This window comes from Azospirillum brasilense, assembly GCF_007827815.1.
GTDB classification, from domain to species: domain Bacteria; phylum Pseudomonadota; class Alphaproteobacteria; order Azospirillales; family Azospirillaceae; genus Azospirillum; species Azospirillum brasilense_C.
Map to the genome: position 1 here is coordinate 43,444 of NZ_VITH01000010.1, position 20,401 is coordinate 63,844.

Genomic DNA, 20,401 nt, shown 5'->3' on the forward strand with positions numbered 1-20,401 from the left:
CGGGGAGATGACGAGCATGAGCGACATTTTGATCGACATCGCCGCCAGCGGCGTCGCCGCCGTCACGATGAACCGGGCGGAGGTGCACAACGCCTTCAACGAGCGGGTCATCGCCGATCTGACCGACGCCTTCCTCAGCCTGGGGTCGAACCCGGACGTCCGCGCCATCCTGCTGCGTGGCGCGGGGAAGAGCTTCTCCGCCGGGGCCGACCTTGGCTGGATGAAGAAGATGGCGGGCTACAGCCACGGCGAGAACGTCGAGGACGCCATGGGCCTCGCCACCATGCTGCGCACGCTGGACGAATGCCCGAAGCCGACCATCGCCGTGGTGCAGGGGCCGGCCTTCGGCGGCGGGGTGGGGCTGGTCGCCGCCTGCGACATCGCCATATCCGCCGAGACTGCCAGCTTCGCCCTGACCGAGGTGCGGCTGGGCCTGATCCCCGCGGTCGTCAGCCCCTATGTGGTGGCCGCGATGGGCGAGCGCGCCTGCCGCCGCTACTTCCTGACGGCGGAGCGCTTCTCCGCCGCCGAGGCGATGCGGCTCGGCCTGCTGCACCAGACCGTTCCGGCGGCGGAGCTGGACGCCGCGGTCGAGGCGATGGTCCGCAACCTGCTGCAATGCGGCCCGGCCTCCCAGACCGCGGCGAAGGAGCTGATCCGCGCGGTGGCGCGCCGCCCGCTGGACGACGCGCTGGTCCGCGGCACGGCGGAGCGCATCGCCCGCCAGCGCGCGAGCGACGAGGGGAGGGAGGGCGTCGGCGCCTTCCTGGAGAAACGCGAACCGGCGTGGCGGAGCTGACGGACCATGTTCGACAAGATTCTGATCGCAAACCGCGGCGAGATCGCCTGCCGCGTCATCCGCACCGCCCGCCGCATGGGCATCCGCACCGTCGCCGTCTACTCGGAGGCCGACGCCCGCGCCATGCATGTGGAGATGGCCGACGAGGCCGTCTGCATCGGCCCGGCGCCGGTCGGCGAGAGCTACCTGCGTGGCGACGCGATCCTTGAGGTCGCGAAGCGCACCGGCGCCCAGGCCATCCACCCCGGCTACGGCTTCCTGTCGGAGAACGCCGGCTTCGCGGCGGCCTGCGCCGAGGCTGGCGTGGTCTTCATCGGCCCGCCGATCGAGGCCATCCGCGTCATGGGCTCCAAGGCGGAATCCAAGCGCGTGATGTCCCAGGCCGACGTGCCGCTGGTCCCCGGCTTCCACGGCGAGGCCCAGGACCTGGAAACACTGAGCGCGGAGGCCGAGCGCATCGGTTATCCCGTGCTGGTCAAGGCCTCGGCGGGCGGCGGCGGCAAGGGCATGCGCGTGGTCCGCGCCGCCGGCGAGTTCGCCGACGCGGTGGCCGGCGCCAAGCGCGAGGCCAAGGCCGCCTTCGGCGACGACAGCGTGCTTCTGGAGAAGTATCTGGGCCGCCCACGCCATGTCGAGATCCAGGTCTTCTGTGACGCCCACGGCAACGGCGTCTATCTGTTCGAGCGCGACTGCTCGATCCAGCGCCGCCACCAGAAGGTGATCGAGGAGGCCCCGGCCCCGGCGCTGCCCGACGACCTGCGCCGCCGCATGGGCGAGGCCGCGGTGGCCGCCGCCAAGGCGGTGAACTACGTCGGCGCCGGCACCGTGGAATTCCTCTACGAGGACGGCGGCTTCTACTTCATCGAGATGAACACCCGCCTCCAGGTGGAGCATCCGGTGACCGAGAAGATCACCGGTCAGGACCTCGTCGAGTGGCAGCTGCGCGTCGCCGCCGGCGGCACTCTGCCGCTGATGCAGGACCAGCTCACCCGCCGCGGCCACGCCTTCGAGGCGCGTCTCTACGCGGAGGACCCGCAGCGGGAGTTCCTGCCGGCCATCGGCAAGCTGGTCCGCCTGCGCCCGCCCGCCGAGAACGAGCATGTCCGGGTGGACACCGGCGTCCGCGAGGGCGACGAGGTCACCATGTTCTACGACCCGATGATCGCCAAGCTGATCGTCTGGGACGAGGACCGTGACGCCGCACTCCGCCGCCTGCGCGTGGCGCTCGCCGCCTACGAGGTGGTCGGGGTGACCACCAACGTGGCCTTCCTCGGCGCCATCGCCGGGCATCCGGCCTTCCGCGCGGTGGAGATCGACACCGGCTTCATCGAGCGGCATCGCGCCGACCTGCTGCCCCCGCCGGCCCCGGTGCCGGACCGCGGGCTGGCCATCGCGGCGCTCAGCGTGCTTCTGCGCCGCAACGCGGACACGCGCAAGGCCCGCCGCGCCGCGTCGGACCCCTGGTCGCCCTGGCTGTCGGCCAGCGGCTGGCGCCTCAACGACGACAACCATCACGACCTACGCCTGCTCGACGGCGACACGCCGCGCGCCCTGACCCTGCATTTCCGCCCCGACGGCTACGAGATCGAGGTGGAGGGCCGCCCGGCCATCAAGGCGGAGCGGGTGACGCTCGACGGCGAGACGCTGACCGCCACCATCGACGCGGTGCGCACCCGCGCCACGGTGGTCTGCCAGGGTCTGGACCTGACCATCCTGTCGGACGGATCGGTGTGGCGCCTGCATCTGGACGACCCGACCGCCCGCGCCGCGGAGCAGGAGGGCGGGTCCGGCCGCCTCACCGCGCCGATGCCGGGTACCGTCGTCCGTGTGCTGGTCGAGCCCGGCCAGACGGTGGAGGCGGGCGCGCCGCTGATGCTGCTGGAGGCGATGAAGATGGAGCACACCATCAAGGCCCCCGCCGCCGGCACGGTCAGCGCCGTCAACTTCGCGGCGGGCGATCAGGTGTCCGAAGGCGTGGACCTGCTGGTCCTCGACGTGGCGGAGGGATGAGCATGCGCTTGCCCAAGAGCGTCCGCATGGTGGAGGTCGGCCCGCGCGACGGCCTCCAGAACGAGAAGCAGATCGTCCCGACCGCGGTGAAGATCGGTCTGGTCGACCGGCTGACCGACGCCGGGCTGACCGCCATCGAGGCGGGCAGCTTCGTGTCGCCCAAATGGGTGCCGCAGATGGCCGACACGACGGACGTCTTCGCCGGCATCCGGCGCAAGGAGGGGGTGCGCTACGTCGCCCTCACCCCGAACGCCAAGGGGCTGGAGGGCGCGCTCGCCGCCCGCGCCGACGAGGTGGCGGTCTTCGCCGCCGCGTCGGAGAGCTTCAGCCAAAAGAACATCAACTGCTCCATCGCCGAAAGCCTGGATCGCTTCGTCCCGGTGCTGGAGCAGGCGAAAGCGCAGGGGGTGCCCGTGCGCGGCTACGTCTCCTGCGTGCTCGGCTGTCCCTACGAGGGGGAGATCGCGCCTGCGGCGGTGGCCGAGGTGGCGGGGCGGCTGCTCGACATGGGCTGCTACGAGGTCTCGCTTGGCGACACCATCGGCACCGGCACGCCGGCCAAGGCCCAGGCGATGATCGCGGCGGTGGCGGAGCGCGTGCCGATGGAGCGCTTGGCGGTGCATTTCCACGACACCTATGGCCAGGCGCTCGCCAACATCCTGGCGACGCTGGAAATGGGCGTGGCGGTGGTGGACAGCTCGGTCGCCGGGCTGGGCGGCTGCCCCTACGCCAAGGGGGCGTCGGGCAACGTGGCGAGCGAGGACGTGCTCTACATGCTGAACGGGCTGGGCGTCGAAACGGGGGTGGATCTGGACCGGCTCGTGGCGGCTGGCGCTTATATCAGCGATGCCATCGGCCGCCCGACCGCCTCGAAGGTCGCCCGCGCGCGGGGATGTGCGTAAAACACGGGGAAGAGGGAAGGGAAGGGCGCCATGAGCTTCACGAACCTGCTGGTGCATGTGGACGACAGCGACCGCTGCGGGGAGCGGCTGAGCGTCGCCCTGACCCTGGCGCAGACACATGGCGCCGCGCTGACCGGCCTGTTCGCGCAAAGCGACAGCTCCGGCGCCGGCATCGTCACGCGCAAGGCCGGCCCGGCGCTGACCCAGGCGGCGCAGCGGGCGCGGGAGCTGTTCGAGGAGAAGGCCCGCGAGGCCGGGGTGACGACGCGCTGGTGGCAGCTCAGCCACGGCGAGTACGGCCATGTGATCGCCGAGACGGTGATCTGCTCGCGCTACGTCGACCTCGCCGTCTTCGGCCAGCACGATCCGGAGGACAGCCGCGTCCCGGCGGACCTGCTCGAAGAGGTGGTGCTGAACGCCGGGCGCCCGATCCTGGTCGTGCCGCACAGCGGCAGCTACCCGCAACTCGCCGACCGCCCGGTGATCGCCTGGAACGGCAGCCGCGAGGCCGCCCGCGCCGTCAACGACGCGCTGCCGCTGCTGAAGCAGGCCAGTTCCGTGCTCCTGCTCGCCTTCCACACCCAGCCGCGGGCGGAGGGGGGCGGCAACGTCCCGCAGGTCGATATCCTTGAGCATCTGGCGAGCCATGGCGTGACGGCCACGCAGGAGCGCATGACCATCGCCAGCATGACCCCCATGGACGCCGTGCTGTCGCGCGCCTCGGACCATGGCGCCGATCTTCTGGTGATGGGTGGTTTCGGCGGCTATGGCGGCTCGCTGTTCCCGCTGTTCGGGCGGGGCAGCAACACCCGCCAGATCCTGCGCCAGATGACCCTTCCCGTTCTGTTGTCGCACTGACCGACGTTGTTCGCACGAAACAAGGAAAGAAGAAGAAATGGCTGACGAGATGGCTCGCGACCCGCGCGAGGTGATGGAGTACGACGTCCTTGTCGTCGGAGCCGGCCCGTCGGGCCTGAGCGCGGCCATCCGCCTGAAACAGCTCGCCAACGAGGCGGGGCAGGAGCTGTCGGTCTGCGTCGTCGAGAAGGGCTCGGAGGTCGGCGCCCACCTGCTCTCCGGCGCGGTGTTCGAGCCGCACGCGCTCGACGAGCTGATCCCCGACTGGAAGGACAAGGGCGCGCCCCTGACCACCCCGGCGCGCGAGGACCGCTTCCTCTTCCTCACCGAGACCAAGGCGCTGAAGTCGCCCTTCGCCCCGCCGCAGATGCACAATCACGGCAACTACATCATCTCCCTCGGCAACCTCGCCCGCTGGATGGCCGGGCAGGCCGAGGAGCTGGGTGTCGAGATCTACCCCGGCTTCGCCGCGGCGGAGGTGCTCTACGACGACAGCGGCGCGGTCAAGGGTGTGGCCACCGGCGACATGGGCATCGGCAAGGACGGCGAGAAGACCGCCAATTACACGCCGGGCATGGAGCTGCACGCCCGGCAGACCATCTTCGCCGAGGGCTGCCGCGGCTCGCTGACCAAGACGCTGTTCGAGCGCTTCGACCTGCGCCGCGACGCCGACCCGCAGACCTACGGCATCGGCATCAAGGAGCTGTGGGAGGTCGAACCCGCCAAGTCGCAGCCCGGCCTGATCGTCCACACCATCGGCTGGCCGATGGACCCCAAGACCTACGGCGGCTCCTGGCTCTACCACATGGAGGGCAACCTGGTGTCGGTCGGCTTCGTGGTCGGGCTCGACTACGAGAACCCGCACCTGTCGCCCTTCGAGGAGTTCCAGCGCTACAAGACCCACCCGGCGATCCGCCCGACCTTCGAGGGTGGGCGGCGCATCGCCTATGGCGCGCGGGCGCTCAGCGAGGGCGGCTTCCAGTCGATCCCCAAGCTGACCTTTCCCGGCGGTCTGATCGTCGGCGACGCGGCGGGCTTCCTCAACGTGCCCAAGATCAAGGGCAACCACACCGCGATGAAGTCGGGCATGCTGGCGGCTGAGGCGGTGCACGAGCTTCTGTCGGCCCAGACCAATAGCGAGGCGCCGGCGCGCGAGGCGGTGGCCTATCCGGAGAAGCTGAAGGCGTCCTGGGTGTGGTCGGAGCTTCACGCGGTGCGCAACATCCGTCCGGGCTTCCAGAAGGGGCTGTGGGCGGGTCTGGCCAACGCGGCCTACGAGACGGCGACCAAGGGCAAGTCGCCGTGGACGCTGCACCACCGGCACGGCGATCACGAGACGCTGAAGAAGGCGTCGGAGATGCCGAAGATCGCCTATCCCAAGCCGGACGGGGTGGTGTCGTTCGACCGGCTGTCCTCGGTGTATCTGTCGAACACCAACCACGAGGAGGACCAGCCGGCGCACCTGACGCTGAAGGACGCGTCGGTGCCGATCGCGGTCAATCTGGCGCTCTACGACGCTCCGGAGACGCGCTACTGCCCGGCGGGGGTGTACGAGATCGTGCGGGCGGAGGACGGCCGCGATCCGCGGCTGCAGATCAACGCGCAGAACTGCGTGCACTGCAAGACCTGCGACATCAAGGACCCCACCCAGAACATCAACTGGGTCGTCCCGGAGGGCGGTGGGGGACCGAACTATCCGGGCGGGATGTGACGCTTCAACCCTCTCCCCTCCGGGGAGAGGGGACTTCGATAACGACAGCAGGGGGGAAACACGATGCAGATCAACGGTCAGGCCGCCATCGTCACCGGTGGCGCCTCCGGCATGGGGGCGGAAACCGCGCGCCATCTGGCGAAGCTGGGTGCAAAGGTCACTGTCCTCGACATGAACGAGGCGGCGGTCAAGCAGGTCGCCGAGGAGATCGGCGGCCTGGGCCTGCTCTGCGACGTGTCGAGCGCGGAGTCGGCGGAGAAGGCCGTGGCCGAGGCCTGGGCTGCCCATGGCCCGGCCCGCATCGCGGTCAACTGCGCGGGCGTCGCCCCGGCCAAGCGCATCGTCGGGCGCGACGGCCCGATGGCGCTGGACGATTTCCGCAAGGTGATCGAGGTCAACCTGATCGGCACCTTCAACATGTTGCGCCTCGCCGCCGCGGACATGGGCACGCTCGACCCGCTGGAATCGGGGGAGCGCGGGGTGATCGTCAACACCGCCTCCGTCGCCGCCTATGAGGGCCAGATCGGGCAGGCCGCCTACGCCTCGTCGAAGGGCGGCATCGTCGCCCTGACCATCTGCGCCGCCCGCGATCTGGCGCGCAGCGGCGTGCGTGTCATGACCATCGCGCCGGGTCTGATCGGCACGCCGATGCTGCTGAACATGCCGCAGGAGGTGCAGGACAGCCTCGCCGCCACGGTGCCCTTCCCGAAGCGCTTCGGCCAGCCGTCCGAATACGCCCGCCTCGTGCAGCACATTCTGGAGAACGAGATGTTGAACGGCGAGGTGATCCGGCTGGACGGCGCCATCCGCATGGCGCCGCAGTAACGGGATTCGGCGGATCGGTGTCATGGTTCTTCTCCGCGCTGCGAAACAGCGCGGAGAAGGGGAGGGCGTCGAACGACGATCGTCCTCCGCCTCAATCGTCCCAGATCGGCAGGCTGCCGAGTTGCGCGTTGGTCAGTGCGGTCGTCAGGGCCCGCCCGTCGTCGCGCAACTGGTCCAGCCCGACAATCACCTCCTTGTCGCCGATCCCCACGCCGTGCTCCACGTCCACCACCACGGCGACCGGCTGACCGGAGGCGTCCATCAGCACCTCCTCCACCTCGCCGATCTTCGTGCCGTCCGGCCCCATGACGTCCATGTCGTCCAATTGCCCGACTGTCCGCTTGAGCGACGGCACCATGACGTTGTCGTCCTTGACCTCCCGATAGGCGTTGGCCGGGTTGGTGATGGCGGCGCTCTGCTGGGCGAGCGAAGGACCGGCGACCATCATGACAAGGGTGACCGCCGTTGCGGAAAGGAGCTTTCTCATCGCATTGCTCTCCTGCTGCTGACCGTGCAACAACATGGAGCCGCCGGCACGGTTCCATCCGATGCGCCGGTGCGCACCGTCCGATTGTGCGGGAACCGCTCATGCTCCGATTTGCCACGACCGTGCTGCTGGCGACCTTGTCCGGCTTCGGCATTCAGACCGCGCAGGCGGAATCCGTGACAGCCGAGGCCATGAAGGAAGCCCGCAGGATGGAACAGTTCGATGTGCGCGCCGACCGGACGGGACTGGATTACCGGATCTTTCTCGTCCGCCCCGCGCAACCGCCGCCACCCGGCGGATATCCGGTCATCTACCTGCTGGACGGCAACGCGACCGTGCCGATGATGGAGACGGTCATCGGTCCGAGCCCGCCGGATCCCTACAGTTCCGCGGTGATCGTTGGAATCGGCTATCCGACCGATGGGCCGTTTGACATCCTGCGCCGCTACCGCGATCTGACCCCGCCAACCCCGCCGGAGTTCATTCCTCCGTCGCGGGATGGCGCCTCCGTCATCGAAACCGGCGGGCGCGACGATTTTCTTGCCTTCATCGAGACGCAGGTGATCCCGGCCGTTGAGGCACGCCTGCCCGCCGACCGGCAGCGCCGGACCTTGTTCGGCCACTCGCTGGGCGGGCTGTTCTCCCTCTACGTCTTCTACACCAGAGGAGATCTGTTCCAGACCTACATCGCCGCCGATCCGGCGGTCTGGTGGAGCGGGCAAGCCATCCTGGGCGAGCAGGCGGCGTTTCTGGAGCGTTCGAAGACGACGGGCGTGCCGCCCGGCACGGCTCTTCTGATCGAAACGTCCGGCAAGCTGGTGGAGCGCCCCTTGCCCCAGGCGGACGCCGAGCGGTTGAAGCGATTGCGCTCCGGACAGACGGGGAGGGAGGTCGTCGCCACCCTGGCGACGGTTCCGGGTTTGCGCCTCGCCTTCCATGATTTCGTCGAGGAAAGCCACGGTTCCATGCTGCCGCTCGCCGTGGCCGATGCCCTGCGCTTCTCCTTCGGTCGAAACCCGGATTGATTCAGGCATCAACGCGGGCTCGCGGACAGCGGGGGACCTTTCGGATCGCCCGGCGCTCCCCACATGTGAAGCGACGTCCGCACAAGGCGGACGGCCAGATGAGGGAGCGGATTCCTTGACCGTGCAGTCGATCTTCATGCCCGAGGCCATTTATCGGTACATGCTCGACGCTTCCCTGCGCGAAACGCCCATCCAGGCGTCGCTGCGCGCCGAGACGGCCACAATGACCGAGGCCCATTACCAGATCGCGCCCGAGGAAGGCCAACTCCTGGCTTTCCTGGTCGAGATGATCGGCGCGCGCCGCACCCTGGACATCGGAACCTTCACCGGCTACAGCGCGCTGACGGTGGCGCTGACGCTGCCGGAGGATGGCCGGGTGGTCAGCCTCGACATCAACGAGCAATGGACCGCCCAGGCTCGCGCGGCTTGGAGCAGGGCCGAGGTCGCGGGCAAGATCGACCTGCGCATCGGGCCGGCGCTCGACAGCCTCGACAATCTCGTCGCTGACGGTGCCGGCGATTCGTTCGATTTCGCCTTCATCGACGCCGACAAGGAGAATTACGACGCCTACTACGAACGGTGCCTGCGTCTGGTGAGGCGCGGTGGCCTGATCGTGGTGGACAACACCCTGTGGCGAGGACGAGTCGCCGATCCCAGTGACCGCAAGCACAAGACCGAAGCCATCCGCGCCTTCAATACGGCCCGTCTGGAGGACGAGAGGGTGGCCCTGTGCATGTTGCCCGTGGGCGATGGCGTGACCCTGCTGCGGCGGCGCTGACCGTCGAGACCGCCCCCCGGACTGCAAAGCAGGCGCACGAATCCATCCGCTGGCCTGTTCCGCTGCGGCTTGGTGCCACTTGCAGTCAAAAGTCCCATAAGGAGCATTATGGAAAATAGACTGAGGAAATCCGTGACAACGTACCTTTGACGACGATCCTTATGGAGACGTGATAAATTTTGCTCTATCTCATTAGAGGTATCGCCCACACCTGATCTCACCGCGGCGATGTTGATGGTCGATCGCACATGATGTCAGGTTCGGGCCTTTCCACCCTTCACATTTTCGCCTCCGCAACGAAGCGGCGGCGACAGCCCCTCGGGTTTCTCTCCGCAGCCCTGCTGGCGGCGATCGCCCACGTCCCGTTGACTGGCCCGGTCCACGCCGCGGACCAGCCGCACCTTGCCACCGTCACCACACTGCGCAAGGATGCGGACAGCCAGCCGGCCAAGATGCTCCAGTTCGGCGTCTACCGGACGGAAGCTGACGCCTGGGTCGCCTGGAAGGCCGTCGTCCGGCGCCAGCCCGACATGGTCGCCGACCTGGTCCCCCGAGTCGCCCCGCAACGGCCCGGTGTTCCCGACTCCGGCTTCGTTCTGCGGGCCGCCCCCCTGCCCGACCTCGACCCCAACTTCGTCTGCCGCCGGATCGTCGGCGGCGGCGGCAGTTGCCTCGTGGTCGACGCCGCCGAGCGGCCGGCCGCAGCCCCAACCGCCGCACCGGAGGACAACGACCACAACGGCGTCGTCACCTACAGCCCGGACCAGAGCCGGGAAATGCAGGAGATCGAGCGGCAGGCGTCGCGCCTGTCGCGGATCGCCGCCATCGTGCCCGGCAACGAGGCACGGGTTGACATCGGGGCGTTGAAGGCCAGTCGCTGGAACCTCTGCTCCCTGACCTTCGACGACGGGCCACATCCGTCGGTGACTCCGCGGATCCTCGACATCCTGCGCAGCGAGGGCGTGCGGGCGACCTTCTTCCCGATCGGCAACGTCGCGGTCCGCCACCCGCGGATCATCCAACGCATCGTTCAGGAGGGGCATGAGGTCGGCAACCACAGCCTGACCCACCCCAACATGCGCACCCTGAACACCGAGGCGCAACGCGCGCAGATCGCGGAAACGAATCGCATCCTGTCCCAGTCCGGCGCCGACCCGGTGCTGTTCCGCCCGCCCGCCGGACGCTGGAACAACGACACGCTGAACGCCGTCGAACAGGAAAAGATGAGCCCGGCGCTGTGGAACGTCGACACGCGCGACTGGTTCACCCGCGATGCCGGCAAGATCATGGCTCAACTCGAAGCGACCGGCACCATCGGCAGCGTTGTCCTGATGCACACCACCTACAACGCGACGGCGGAAGCCCTTCCCCGGGCCATCGGCCTGCTGCGCACGCGCGGTTGCCGCTTCGTCACCCTGTCGGAATGGATCACCAGCCTGAACAGCCTCGCCACGCCGCGCATCGCGCAGCGCTGAGGAGGGAAAGCAGAATCGGTGCCGGACGGCCCCGCCGCCTCTTTCCCGGCTGTCGGGAAAGAGGCGGTTCGGAACGGACGCGTGGTCAGGCGACGTTCTTGGCGCGGCCGCGGCGGGCCGGCTTCGCCGGAGCGGCGGCCTTCTTGCCGAGACCGATCGACTTGGCGAAGGCGGACCGCTGCTCCGCATAGTTCGGGGCGGTCATCGGATAGTCCGCGGGCAGGCCCCATTTGCGGCGGTATTCGTCCGGAGTCATTCCATAAGCCGTGCGCAGATAGCGCTTCAGCATCTTCAGCTTCTTACCGTCCTCAAGGCAGACGATGTAGTCCGGCATCACCGACTTCTTCACCGGCACGGCAGGGCGCAGTTCCACCGCCTCCGGCTCCACCGGACGACCCGTGCCCGACAGACTTTGGTGGACGATCCGGATGAGGTTCGGAAGATCATTCACCGCGATCTGGTTCGAGCGGACATAAGACGCAACGATCTTACCCGTCATGGCGACCAGATCGCTGGCCGAATTCTCAGAACCGTCGGTGTCGCTGCTTTGCATGTCAGTTTCCTTCGAGAACGAATGATCCAGAACGGAGGATGGGCAAAGTGATGCGCAAAGCGCAAGCCTGTGCATCAGGTTTAACATGCAAATGTGTAATGTGTTTCACGCAGGACACGCGGCCGGACGGTCCAGTCGAACGGAAATAGTAGGCTCCGGCGGCGAAATCCCTGCCCGTTCAGGCGGCGGAATGCGCGCTCCTAATCAGGTCGGCGTACCAGCGGGCCGAGGCTTTCGGCGTGCGTTTCTGCGATTCGAAGTCGACGTGGACGATGCCGAAACGGTTGCCGTACCCGCTTCCCCACTCGAAATTATCCAGAAGCGACCAGACGAAGTAACCGCGCACATCCGCTCCGCCGCGAATCGCCTCGTGCATTGAGGCGTTATAGAGTCGCAGGTAGTTGATTCGGTGCTGGTCGTCGATGACACCCGATTCGTCCGGCGAATCGCTGCCGCCGCAACCGTTTTCCGTAATGACGATGGGCATGCGGTAACGGCGGGTGATGTCCAGCAGCTCGTCGCGGAAGGCGTCGGGGAAAACCGCCCATCCGACACCATAGGTCGGCGAATCGGGGGGCGCGTCGCCCCAGCCGTAACCCCAGGTGGTGCCGGGGGTCGCGCGGGCGAAGATCGGGCCGTAGTGGTTCAGGCCGAACCAGTCCATGGGCCGGCAGATTCGCGCCATGTCGCCCGCCTTCACGTAAGGCTCGATGGCGCGGGCGACGCGCGGCGGGTAGTGGCCGAGGAGCTGCGGATCGCAGAAGGTCAGGTTCCAGTGCTCGTCCAGCAGGGCGGCGGCCTCCGCGTTCTCGGGCCGGCCGCCTTCCGGCAGCACGCGTTGGCGGTTGTGCACCGCCCCGATGGACGCGCCGGGGACCAAGTCACGGATCACGTCCACCCCGGCCCCATGGGCAAGGTTGACATGGTGGATGGCCCGCAGATGCTGGTCGCGGTCGGTGATGCCGGGGGCCGCCCAGGGAATGGCGTAGCCGAACAGGGTGAAGACGGAGAACTCGTTGAAGGTGATCCAACGCTTCACCCGGTCGCCGTAGCGCCGCGCCAACAGCGCCGTGTAATCGGCGTACCAGCCGGCGCTGTCCCGGCTCGCCCAGCCGCCGCGGTCCTGCAGGGCCTGCGGCAGGTCCCAGTGATAGACGCACAGCCAGGGCTCGATCCCCACCCCCAGCACCGCGTCGATCAGGCGGTCGTAGAAGTCCAGACCCGGTTGGTTGACCGCCCCCCGCCCGCGCGGCAGCACCCTGGGCCACGCCACGGAGAATCGGTAGGCATCCACCCCCAGCCCGCTCATCAGCGCGACGTCCTCGGCGTAGCGGTGATAATGGTCGCAGGCGACGTCGCCGGTGTCGCCGTTCACCACACCGCCCGCCGTGCGGCAGCGCGTGTCCCAGATGCTCGGACCGCGCCCGTCCGCCGCCGCGGCACCCTCGATCTGATAGGCGGAGGTGGAGACCCCCCAGACAAAATCCTTCGGCAGCTCCGCCATCGCCGTCTCCGTCCACAACCAGGGTCCATACCCATACTACCTTTGGCGGAATGGTCAAGAAACAGGCATAATGACGGGCGAATGGTTCGACGGAGCGATCTCCCTTGGAACATAAGGCTGTGGAACGGCGAGCGATGCCCCTCTTCCCCTCCCGTTTTCCCGATGGCTTCCTGTGGGGGACCTCCACATCGGCGTTCCAGGTCGAGGGGGCGGCGGCCGAGGATGGACGGGCGCCCAGCATCTGGGACCACTTTTGCCGCCTGAAAGGCCGGGTGGACAACGGCGACACCGGCGACGTCGCCTGCGACCACTACCACCGCTACGCCGAGGACGTCGCGCTGATGCGGGACATCGGGGTCGGCGCCTACCGATTCTCGATCTCCTGGCCGCGCGTGCTGCCGCGCGGGCGCGAGGCGGTGAACGAGGCCGGGCTGGACTTCTACGACCGCCTGATCGACCGCTTGCTGGAGGCTGGCATCGAGCCCTGGGCCTGCCTCTACCATTGGGACCTGCCACAGGCCCTGCAGGAGCGCGGCGGCTGGGCGAACCGGGACAGCGCCGGCTGGTACGCGGACTACGCCGTCCTCTGCGCCCGCCGCTTCGGCGACCGGGTGACGCGCTGGGCGACCTTCAACGAGTTCTCGGTCTTCACCCTGTTCGGCTACGCGCTCGGCTGGGGCGCGCCCAGCGTGTCCGACCGCGGTGAGCATCTGAAGGTCATCCACCACACCAACCTCGCCCACGGGGCCGGGGTGGACGTGCTGCGCGCCCTGGTCCCCGGCGCGTCCATAGGGGCGGTGCACAGTTTCCAGCCCTGCCGCCCCGCCGACCCGGCGCCCGAACACGTCGAGGCGGCGGCCCTGTTCGACGAGCTGTGGAACCTGTGCTTCCCCGACGCGCAGATTCTGGGGCGCTACCCGCCGCGCATCGCCCGCGCCATCGAGCCCTACGTCCGGGCCGGCGACATGGCGCGGATCTGCCGGCCGGTGGATTGGTTCGGCATGAACCATTACGCCCCCCTCTTCGCCCAGGCTGAACCCGGCGCCGTGTGGGGCTGCGGCTTCGGCGCCCCGCCGGAGGGCATGCCGCGCACCGACATCGGCTGGCCGCTCCAGCCCGGCGCCTTTCACGAAGCGTTGCTGCAGGCCACCGCCCGCTACCGCCTGCCGGTCTATGTGACGGAGAACGGCTACGGCACCAAGGCGCCGGAGGCCCCGGACGCGCAGGGGATCGTGATGGACCGGGAGCGGCTGGACTATCTGCAGGCCTGCATCGGCGAGATGGCCCGGGCGCTGAAGGACGGGGCCGACGTGCGCGGCTACTTCGTGTGGTCGCTGCTCGACAACTTCGAATGGGGCGGCGGCTACGGCACGCGGTTCGGCATCGTCCATGTGGACTTCGCGACGCAGAAACGCACGTTGAAGGAGTCCGGCAAGTGGTATTCGGCGCTGATCGGTGGCGCGTTGGTCGGTCAAACCGCCGCCACGCCGGAGACGGGCAGGTTCGCCGGCCGCTCCTGAATCTCCTCGCCCGTATAGACCGGACAATTCCGGCACACGCCGGGCAAAGCCGCCTCGTCGCCGGCCATCATGGCAAGCCTCACCGCCCGGTAGCGCTCACCGTTCCAGATGTCCGCCAGGGAGCCCTGCCTCAGGTTGCCCATGACCTCGATGCCGGAGATGTCGTAACAGCAGAGCGTCACATCGCCGTTGGGACGGATCACCGATTCCGTGAAAGGCGCACCGCAGAATCCGCGGCGCCGTCCCGGATTGACGTCGACCGTCAGCGCCTCTTCCTCTCCCGTCTGTGTCCAGCCCGGCCATTTGTAGGCGTAGTTCGTGGCGATCGGCAGGCCGGGAAAATCCTTGATCAGAAAGGCCGGAGTCGCAGCGGTCGGCGGGTCCCCCGGGCGGCGCAGAATGTTGTTGGAGATGATCAACTGCACGCCGGCGGGTTCCAGGTAACGGCGCATCAGGGTCAGGTTCCGGCGCACCGTCGGATAGTGGGAGCCCCGGCGGATGGCGTCATTCTCCTCCGGCGAGCGACCGTCAATCGACACATAGATCTTTTCCACCCCGCAATCCGCCAGGGCGCGGCATCGCTCTTCGGTCGCCAGCATGGCGTTGGTGACGAAATGGATCTGATTGATCGACGTCTCGTCCCTCAGGCGCCGGATCATCGCTTCCAGGTGGGGATTCATCAGCGGCTCCCCTCCCAGATACATGACGCAACTGACCAGCGCCTCTGTTCCCTTGAGATCCCGCAGTATGTGCTCGAACAGGTCCGCCTTCAGCAAACGGCGTTCGGTGCTGTGGTAGGCCACGCCGGTGGTGCAGTGACGGCAACGCAGGTTGCATGCGCTGGAGGACTCAATGCGGACCCTCATCGGCAGCATGGCCGTTCCGGCGCTTCCCTGCCCGCTCCAGCCATTGAGGGCGACGGCGGCGGCTCGCCGGTAGTCATCGACATCGATGCAGCGGAGCACCAGCCGGTGCAGAGCCATTTTGGCTCCCAGCCTCACGGTCGCGTCCGCGGAGTTGACCAGGGTGTGCAGGAGGGTGGTGGCCTCCTCGATGCGGCCGAGCTCGGACAAGGCGAGGCCATGTTCGTAGACGAGGGACTCCTGGCGGGGGTCCAGCCGGAGGGCGCGGCCATGGGTCCGTTCGGCAGCGACGGTGTCCCCCTGCCCCGCCTCGGCACGGCCGAGCGCCGTCAGCATGGCAGGGCGGTGGGGTTCGAGAGCGACCGCGGCCCGCGCCTGGAGCGCGGCCCCCGAGGCATCTCCGATGCGGTTGAGCACCCCCGCCAGATTGAGACGGCTGTTTGCCCCAAGCGGCTGCTGAACGACCGCCATCCGATAGGCCACCGCGGCCTCCAGCGACCGCTCCGCCTGGACCAGGGCGTTGCCGTGGTTGAAGTGGCACTCGGGAAAGACCGGCCGCAGCACCGTCGCGCGGCGATAGGAGTCGAGCGCCTTCTCAAGATCGCCCGCTTGCCGCAACGCACCGCCGAGAACGTGCAGCGCCTCCGCCGAGCCGGGATTGGCTGCGACCGCGCAACACAGGCGCGCGCAAGCCGCCTTGGCGGCCCCCGACTGCAAAGCGACCAGCCCCCACAGCCGCAGCGTGTCCGCATGGTCCGGCACCGCGTGCAGCACGGCGCGGTAAGCCGTATCCGCTTCCGGCAGGCGTCCCTGCTGATGCAGCGCCACCGCCTGCCGGAAACTCACGGAAAAATCCTGCATGACTCCAGCCCCTTGCACCTGCGCCCCGTCGAGTCGTCGCGGCTCAAGGAAGCACCCCCATGACGAGAAATGCAATCCTATGGATCACGCTTTGGGTAGATGGTTGAGGACGATGGATTCCCTGGGATAGAAACATCCACCACCCCGACGAACCAGGGACGTTCTCCATGAGTGCGCCAGTTCCTTCCGAAACGCTCCTGGCGAACGCGATGGCTCTGCACCGGACCGGCAACCTTGCCGGCGCCGAACCGCTGTACCGCACCCTCCTGGAACGGCAGCCCGACCATCCCGACGCGCTGCATCTCCTCGGGGTGCTGCGGAGCCAGGCCGGCGATCCGGCGGAGGGAGCTTCCCTGATCGCCGAGGCCATCGCCCGTCGCGGCACTGTCGCCGCCTACCACGCCAACCTCGCGCTTGCATTGAAGGCGCTCGGGTGCTTCGACAAGGCGGAGGCGGCGCTGCGGAGCGCCATCGCCCTAGCCCCGGGAGTGGGCCCGCTCGTCGCGCTGGGGGGCGTGCGGCGGGCCGGCGGCCGCTATGCCGAAGCACTGGCCGTCTACCGCGCCGCCCAGACCATCGATCCGGGTGACGGTGCCGCGCAGGAGGGAATCGCCCATGCCGTCTCTGAACTCGCCAGGATGGATTCCGGCAAGCCGGCCTCGGCCCTGACGGCCTACCGCCGGGCCTTCCGGCTCCGCCCCGCCGCGCCCTATGCGGCTTACAATTTCGCCCTGACGCTTCAGAAGGCCGGGGAAACCGGGGCCGCCATTCCAATTTTCCAGGCGGCGGCGGCCCTCGACCCGGCCGAACCGGCGGTGCTCTCCGGACTCGGGCTGGCCCTGCTCCCGGTGGCGCACGGCGACCGGGCCGCCGCGATGCGCGCGCAGGCAATCCTCGCGCGGGTGGCCCGGCTGCGCCCGCGCGACGCGCAAGACCGCTTCCATCTGGCCGAGGCCGCCCAGGCGGCGGGGGATGCCGACAGCGCCGCAACGGCCTACAAGGACACGGCGGCCCTGCGCCCCACGGACTACACGGCGTGGGAGAACGCCGCCCTCCTCGACGCGCGTGGCGACCGTCTTGCCGCCCTCGCCGTCCATGCCGGCGGGCTGATGGCTGCGGCGCGGGCGAAGCATCTGTTCTGGAAGGCGCCCGTCTACATCGCCATGCATGTGGCGAACGACCGGATCGCGGCGGGACGACCGGACGCCGCGAAGCTGGCGCTCGACCATTTCCGTCAGGCCGCGGCGGACGAGAACCGGGACCTGCTGCCCTGGATCGATTTCCTGCGCGGCTCGCTGCTCCTGCGCATGCCGGGGGACGAGGCGGCAGGGAACAAGGCGGCAGGCCGGGCCGTGCTGAAGACGCTGGTCCCCGCCCTGCCCTTTCTGCGCCACGTCACGTTCGGCGACGATTTCGACGCCCTCTGCCGGTCGGTTTCGCCAAAGGAACGCGCGGACCACCGGGCGGGCTTCCAGTCGGAACCAGCCGCCGCAGGTGCGGGACCGTTGCTGTTCGCAGCCTGTGACGACCGCTACCTGCGGCTGTTCGCAGCCTCTCTTCTGCTGACGGTGGACGCCTTCTGCGGCGAGGGGCAGCGGGTCCACCTCCACATCGCCGACCCCGGCCCGGACATCGCGGAGGTCGTCTCCAGCCTGCGGGCGCCGCTGCGGCGCTGCCGCCTCACCATCAGCACCGAGCGGACGCCGCCGGATCTCGATCCGGCAAGCCGGTGCACCCTCTACACCTGCCTGCGCCTGATGAGGGCGCCGGACGTGCTGGACCTCCACGGGCATCCGCCGCTGGTCATGATCGACATCGACGCTCTGCTGCCGATCGACCCGCGACGCCTCGTCGACGCCATGGCGCCGGAAGAAGAGGCGATGCTCATCCATCGCCCGGACAGCCTGGACTATCTCTACAACACCATCAGCAACGGCCTGATCGTGCTGCGCCCGAGCGATGCCATGCTGGAGGTTCTGGAGCGCACGGCCACCGTCCTCCTGCATTGGCAGCGGCAGCGCAGCATGGCCTATTTCCTCGACCAGATGGCGCTGATCCAGGGGTTCGCGGATGTGGAGCGCCGGCGCGGCGCGGTCGGCATCCTGCCGATCGAGGAACTGGGCCGCCGCCTTGGCGTGTCCAACGTCTTCCTGCCGTTTTTCGACGAGAAGCACCGCGCCGGCTTCACCGACCGGATGTCCGCGCTGACGGACCGCATCCATGAGGAAACGCGGACCGAGGGCCGCTCCGAGGAGGAACGTCGCGCCGCCTTGACCGACTTGGTGCGCCGGCTTCAGGCCGCGACGCACACGCCGCGGTAGAAGGCTCGCTACTCCGCGACCGCTGCGATCCTCCGATCCCCACAAGGCACCTCGCGCACCCGAACGGTGTCGTCCGTCCGGTCGAGCAGCAGCTTGCGGCGGTGGTGCGCCTCCAGTCCGGGGTGGCTGCCGATGGTGATCAGGGTGGCGTCGGGGAACTCGGCGTCGATCAGGCGCAGCATCGCCTCCTCGGTCCGCGGGTCCAGGCTGTCGGTGGAGTCCTCCAGGAAGATCCAGTCGGGACGGTGGACCAGAAGACGGGCGAAGCCCAGCAACTGCTGCTCCGGCACCGCCAGGACCTCGTCCCAGCTGTCGAGCTCGTCCAGCCGCGGCCGCAGATGGCCGAGCCCGACCCGCTCCAGCGCCGCCGTCGCCGCGGCATCGCCCACCGTCTCCACACCCAGGGGATAGCTGAGGGCGGCGCGCAGCGTGTCGTGCGGCAGATAGGGGCGCTCGGCCATGAAGAACACGCGGGAGAGGGCGGGCAGCACGACGCTTCCCCCGCCCCAGGGCCAGACCCGCGCCACCGCCCGGAACAGCCGCACCGCCGCCGCCGGATCGCCGACGATCAGCACACGCTCGCCGGGGCGGATCTCCAGGTCGAAGGGCTCCACCACCCGGCGCCCGTCCGGCTCGGCGATGGACAGGCCGCGGAAGCTCAGGCTGTGCCCGCCCTCGCTGCGCTCCACGGTGATGCGCTCCGTCCCCTCCCCGCCGATCTCGCGGTCCAGGCGCTGGAGCGCCTCGTGCAGGCCCAGCACGCGCTCCACCGAGGCCTTCCATTCCGCGGCGCGGGCGAGGTTGTCGATCGGCCAGGACAGCGCGCCGACCGTCTGCTGGAAGGCCTGCGCCGTCTGCATCAGCACGCCGAGCGAGATGGCTCCGGCGATGTAGCTGGGCGACGCGACGAGGATCGGGAAGACGGCCGACAGCACCGAATAGGCGGCGCTGAAGACCATCATGTTGGACAGGGCGTGGGTCTGGCCGTTCCAGCCCCGCTGCACCCCGCCGAACAGCAGACGCAGCCGGTCGCGCTCCCCCGACTCGCCGTGCAGGAGCGCCACGTCCTGCGCGTTCTCCCGCACGCGGGCGAGGCCGAAGCGGAAGGACGCCTCGTGCCCCTGCCGCCGGTTCACCGCCTTGACCAGCGGCTTTCCCATCAGCAGGGCGATGCTCGTTCCGACCGCCGCGTAGACCAGGGCGATGTAGAGAAGATAGCCCGGCACGTGGAACGTGCTCCCGGCCAGCGTCACCTCCGGCGCCCCGGACAGCCGCCACAGGATGTTGGTGAAGCTGATCAGCAGCAGCGCGCAATAGGACAGCGACAGGACGAGGTCGATGGCCGCCTCGGTCGCGATGCGGATGTCCTCGGCGATGCGCCCGTCCGGGTTGTCGTGGTCGCCGGGCAGATAGGTCACCTGATGCTGCCGGCCGCGCGTCAGCCAGTCGCCCAGAAGCTTGTGGGTCAGCCAGGTGCGCCAGCCCAGTTGCAGGCGGCGCTTCACCCGCAGATGCAGGATGGTGTTGGCGATGTTGAACAGGATGATCCCGCCCGCCGCGGCGATCATCAGCAGGAAGCGGTCCATCGAGCGCTGCTCCAGCGCGTCGAACAGGTGTTGGCTCCACAGGTTCAGCAGGATGGGAACGACCACCTGCCCGACCGTCAGCAGCCCCAGCGCACCGGCGAGAAGCCACACGGTCCAGTTCCGGCCGTCCGACTGAGGGCCGTCCGACTGAGGGCCGTTCGACTGGGAACCTCCGGACCAGAAGCCGCCGGCAAGATGGAGGAAACGGCGGGTGAAACCGGATCGGTCCGGCGTCCTGGACGCGATCGACATGGCCCTTCACCCCCTGGGCTTGAAGCAAGACCTCCTTTACCCTAACGAACAGTTTATTACCAACAGCTTGC

Annotated in this window: 16 protein-coding genes; 11 read left to right on the plus strand and 5 right to left on the minus strand. The window is 68.6% G+C overall.

The genetic code is table 11. The features are described from left to right. Window positions 1-16: 16 nt before the first annotated feature. From FBZ83_RS20545 to FBZ83_RS20570, 6 genes are all read left to right on the plus strand, one after another. Window positions 17-799, plus strand: coding sequence for an enoyl-CoA hydratase/isomerase family protein (locus FBZ83_RS20545; RefSeq protein ID WP_145687677.1), 783 nt, complete (start codon window positions 17-19; stop codon window positions 797-799). A 6-nt stretch (window positions 800-805) separates the two neighbouring features. Next, entirely contained in the window at window positions 806-2,809 is a 2,004-nt protein-coding gene (locus FBZ83_RS20550; RefSeq protein WP_145687679.1) for an acetyl-CoA carboxylase biotin carboxylase subunit, read from the plus strand. Between the two features lie 2 nt (window positions 2,810-2,811). Next, entirely contained in the window at window positions 2,812-3,711 is a 900-nt protein-coding gene (locus FBZ83_RS20555) for a hydroxymethylglutaryl-CoA lyase (protein ID WP_145687681.1), read from the plus strand. A 30-nt stretch (window positions 3,712-3,741) separates the two neighbouring features. After that, window positions 3,742-4,569 carry a universal stress protein gene (locus FBZ83_RS20560; protein WP_145687683.1) on the plus strand — a complete coding sequence of 276 codons (828 nt, stop codon included), beginning with the start codon at window positions 3,742-3,744 and terminating at the stop codon, window positions 4,567-4,569. Between the two features lie 49 nt (window positions 4,570-4,618). Continuing rightward, a complete protein-coding gene (locus FBZ83_RS20565) occupies window positions 4,619-6,280 on the plus strand; it encodes an electron transfer flavoprotein-ubiquinone oxidoreductase (RefSeq protein WP_145688471.1) in 1,662 nt (553 codons plus the stop codon). A 63-nt stretch (window positions 6,281-6,343) separates the two neighbouring features. Further along, complete coding sequence (locus tag FBZ83_RS20570; RefSeq protein WP_145687686.1) at window positions 6,344-7,105, plus strand: SDR family NAD(P)-dependent oxidoreductase; 762 nt, start codon at window positions 6,344-6,346, stop codon at window positions 7,103-7,105. A 91-nt stretch (window positions 7,106-7,196) separates the two neighbouring features. Here the strand turns inward: FBZ83_RS20570 and FBZ83_RS20575 are convergent, their stop codons facing one another. After that, window positions 7,197-7,592, minus strand: coding sequence for a PRC-barrel domain-containing protein (locus FBZ83_RS20575; protein WP_145687688.1), 396 nt, complete (start codon window positions 7,590-7,592; stop codon window positions 7,197-7,199). Between the two features lie 122 nt (window positions 7,593-7,714). On the opposite strand from FBZ83_RS20575, the gene FBZ83_RS20580 reads away from it, so the two are divergent. The 3 genes from FBZ83_RS20580 to FBZ83_RS20590 all read left to right on the plus strand — a co-directional run bounded on the left by FBZ83_RS20580 (window position 7,715) and on the right by FBZ83_RS20590 (window position 10,870). Continuing rightward, the gene (locus FBZ83_RS20580) at window positions 7,715-8,617 is read left to right on the plus strand and encodes an alpha/beta hydrolase (protein ID WP_247888394.1); all 903 of its coding nucleotides are present in this window, start codon (window positions 7,715-7,717) and stop codon (window positions 8,615-8,617) included. Window positions 8,618-8,738: 121 nt separating this feature from the next. Continuing rightward, a complete protein-coding gene (locus FBZ83_RS20585) occupies window positions 8,739-9,395 on the plus strand; it encodes a class I SAM-dependent methyltransferase (RefSeq protein WP_247888418.1) in 657 nt (218 codons plus the stop codon). 365 nt (window positions 9,396-9,760) lie between these two features. Beyond that, a complete protein-coding gene (locus tag FBZ83_RS20590; protein ID WP_247888395.1) occupies window positions 9,761-10,870 on the plus strand; it encodes a polysaccharide deacetylase family protein in 1,110 nt (369 codons plus the stop codon). A gap of 85 nt (window positions 10,871-10,955) precedes the next feature. On the opposite strand, the gene FBZ83_RS20595 is transcribed toward FBZ83_RS20590, so the two are convergent. Continuing rightward, window positions 10,956-11,423, minus strand: coding sequence for a MucR family transcriptional regulator (locus FBZ83_RS20595; protein ID WP_145673347.1), 468 nt, complete (start codon window positions 11,421-11,423; stop codon window positions 10,956-10,958). Window positions 11,424-11,601: 178 nt separating this feature from the next. Then, a complete protein-coding gene (locus FBZ83_RS20600) occupies window positions 11,602-12,927 on the minus strand; it encodes a GH1 family beta-glucosidase (RefSeq protein ID WP_145687693.1) in 1,326 nt (441 codons plus the stop codon). Between the two features lie 134 nt (window positions 12,928-13,061). On the opposite strand from FBZ83_RS20600, the gene FBZ83_RS20605 reads away from it, so the two are divergent. Beyond that, window positions 13,062-14,447: a GH1 family beta-glucosidase gene (locus tag FBZ83_RS20605; protein WP_145687695.1), complete on the plus strand. Its 1,386-nt coding sequence runs from the start codon at window positions 13,062-13,064 to the stop codon at window positions 14,445-14,447. On the opposite strand, the gene FBZ83_RS20610 is transcribed toward FBZ83_RS20605, so the two are convergent. Continuing rightward, window positions 14,399-16,171 carry a radical SAM protein gene (locus FBZ83_RS20610; RefSeq protein ID WP_145687697.1) on the minus strand — a complete coding sequence of 591 codons (1,773 nt, stop codon included), beginning with the start codon at window positions 16,169-16,171 and terminating at the stop codon, window positions 14,399-14,401. The genes FBZ83_RS20605 and FBZ83_RS20610 overlap by 49 nt on opposite strands. A gap of 167 nt (window positions 16,172-16,338) precedes the next feature. On the opposite strand from FBZ83_RS20610, the gene FBZ83_RS20615 reads away from it, so the two are divergent. Continuing rightward, on the plus strand, window positions 16,339-18,492 hold the full coding sequence (locus FBZ83_RS20615; RefSeq protein WP_145687700.1) for a tetratricopeptide repeat protein: 2,154 nt from the start codon (window positions 16,339-16,341) through the stop codon (window positions 18,490-18,492). A gap of 8 nt (window positions 18,493-18,500) precedes the next feature. Here the strand turns inward: FBZ83_RS20615 and FBZ83_RS20620 are convergent, their stop codons facing one another. Continuing rightward, window positions 18,501-20,189 (minus strand): ABC transporter ATP-binding protein/permease, encoded by a 1,689-nt coding sequence (locus FBZ83_RS20620; RefSeq protein WP_247888396.1) that lies wholly within the window; start codon window positions 20,187-20,189, stop codon window positions 18,501-18,503. Window positions 20,190-20,401 lie beyond the last annotated feature (212 nt).

Coding starts and splice junctions, on each gene's coding strand:
- FBZ83_RS20550 (WP_145687679.1), top strand. CDS start 806: ATGTTCGACAAGATTCTGATCGCAAACCGCGGCGAGATCGCCTGCCGC.
- FBZ83_RS20545 (WP_145687677.1), top strand. CDS start 17: ATGAGCGACATTTTGATCGACATCGCCGCCAGCGGCGTCGCCGCCGTC.
- FBZ83_RS20595 (WP_145673347.1), bottom strand. CDS start 11,423: ATGCAAAGCAGCGACACCGACGGTTCTGAGAATTCGGCCAGCGATCTG.
- FBZ83_RS20555 (WP_145687681.1), top strand. CDS start 2,812: ATGCGCTTGCCCAAGAGCGTCCGCATGGTGGAGGTCGGCCCGCGCGAC.
- FBZ83_RS20560 (WP_145687683.1), top strand. CDS start 3,742: ATGAGCTTCACGAACCTGCTGGTGCATGTGGACGACAGCGACCGCTGC.
- FBZ83_RS20615 (WP_145687700.1), top strand. CDS start 16,339: ATGAGTGCGCCAGTTCCTTCCGAAACGCTCCTGGCGAACGCGATGGCT.
- FBZ83_RS20565 (WP_145688471.1), top strand. CDS start 4,619: ATGGCTCGCGACCCGCGCGAGGTGATGGAGTACGACGTCCTTGTCGTC.
- FBZ83_RS20570 (WP_145687686.1), top strand. CDS start 6,344: ATGCAGATCAACGGTCAGGCCGCCATCGTCACCGGTGGCGCCTCCGGC.
- FBZ83_RS20610 (WP_145687697.1), bottom strand. CDS start 16,171: ATGCAGGATTTTTCCGTGAGTTTCCGGCAGGCGGTGGCGCTGCATCAG.
- FBZ83_RS20605 (WP_145687695.1), top strand. CDS start 13,062: ATGCCCCTCTTCCCCTCCCGTTTTCCCGATGGCTTCCTGTGGGGGACC.
- FBZ83_RS20575 (WP_145687688.1), bottom strand. CDS start 7,592: ATGAGAAAGCTCCTTTCCGCAACGGCGGTCACCCTTGTCATGATGGTC.
- FBZ83_RS20600 (WP_145687693.1), bottom strand. CDS start 12,927: ATGGCGGAGCTGCCGAAGGATTTTGTCTGGGGGGTCTCCACCTCCGCC.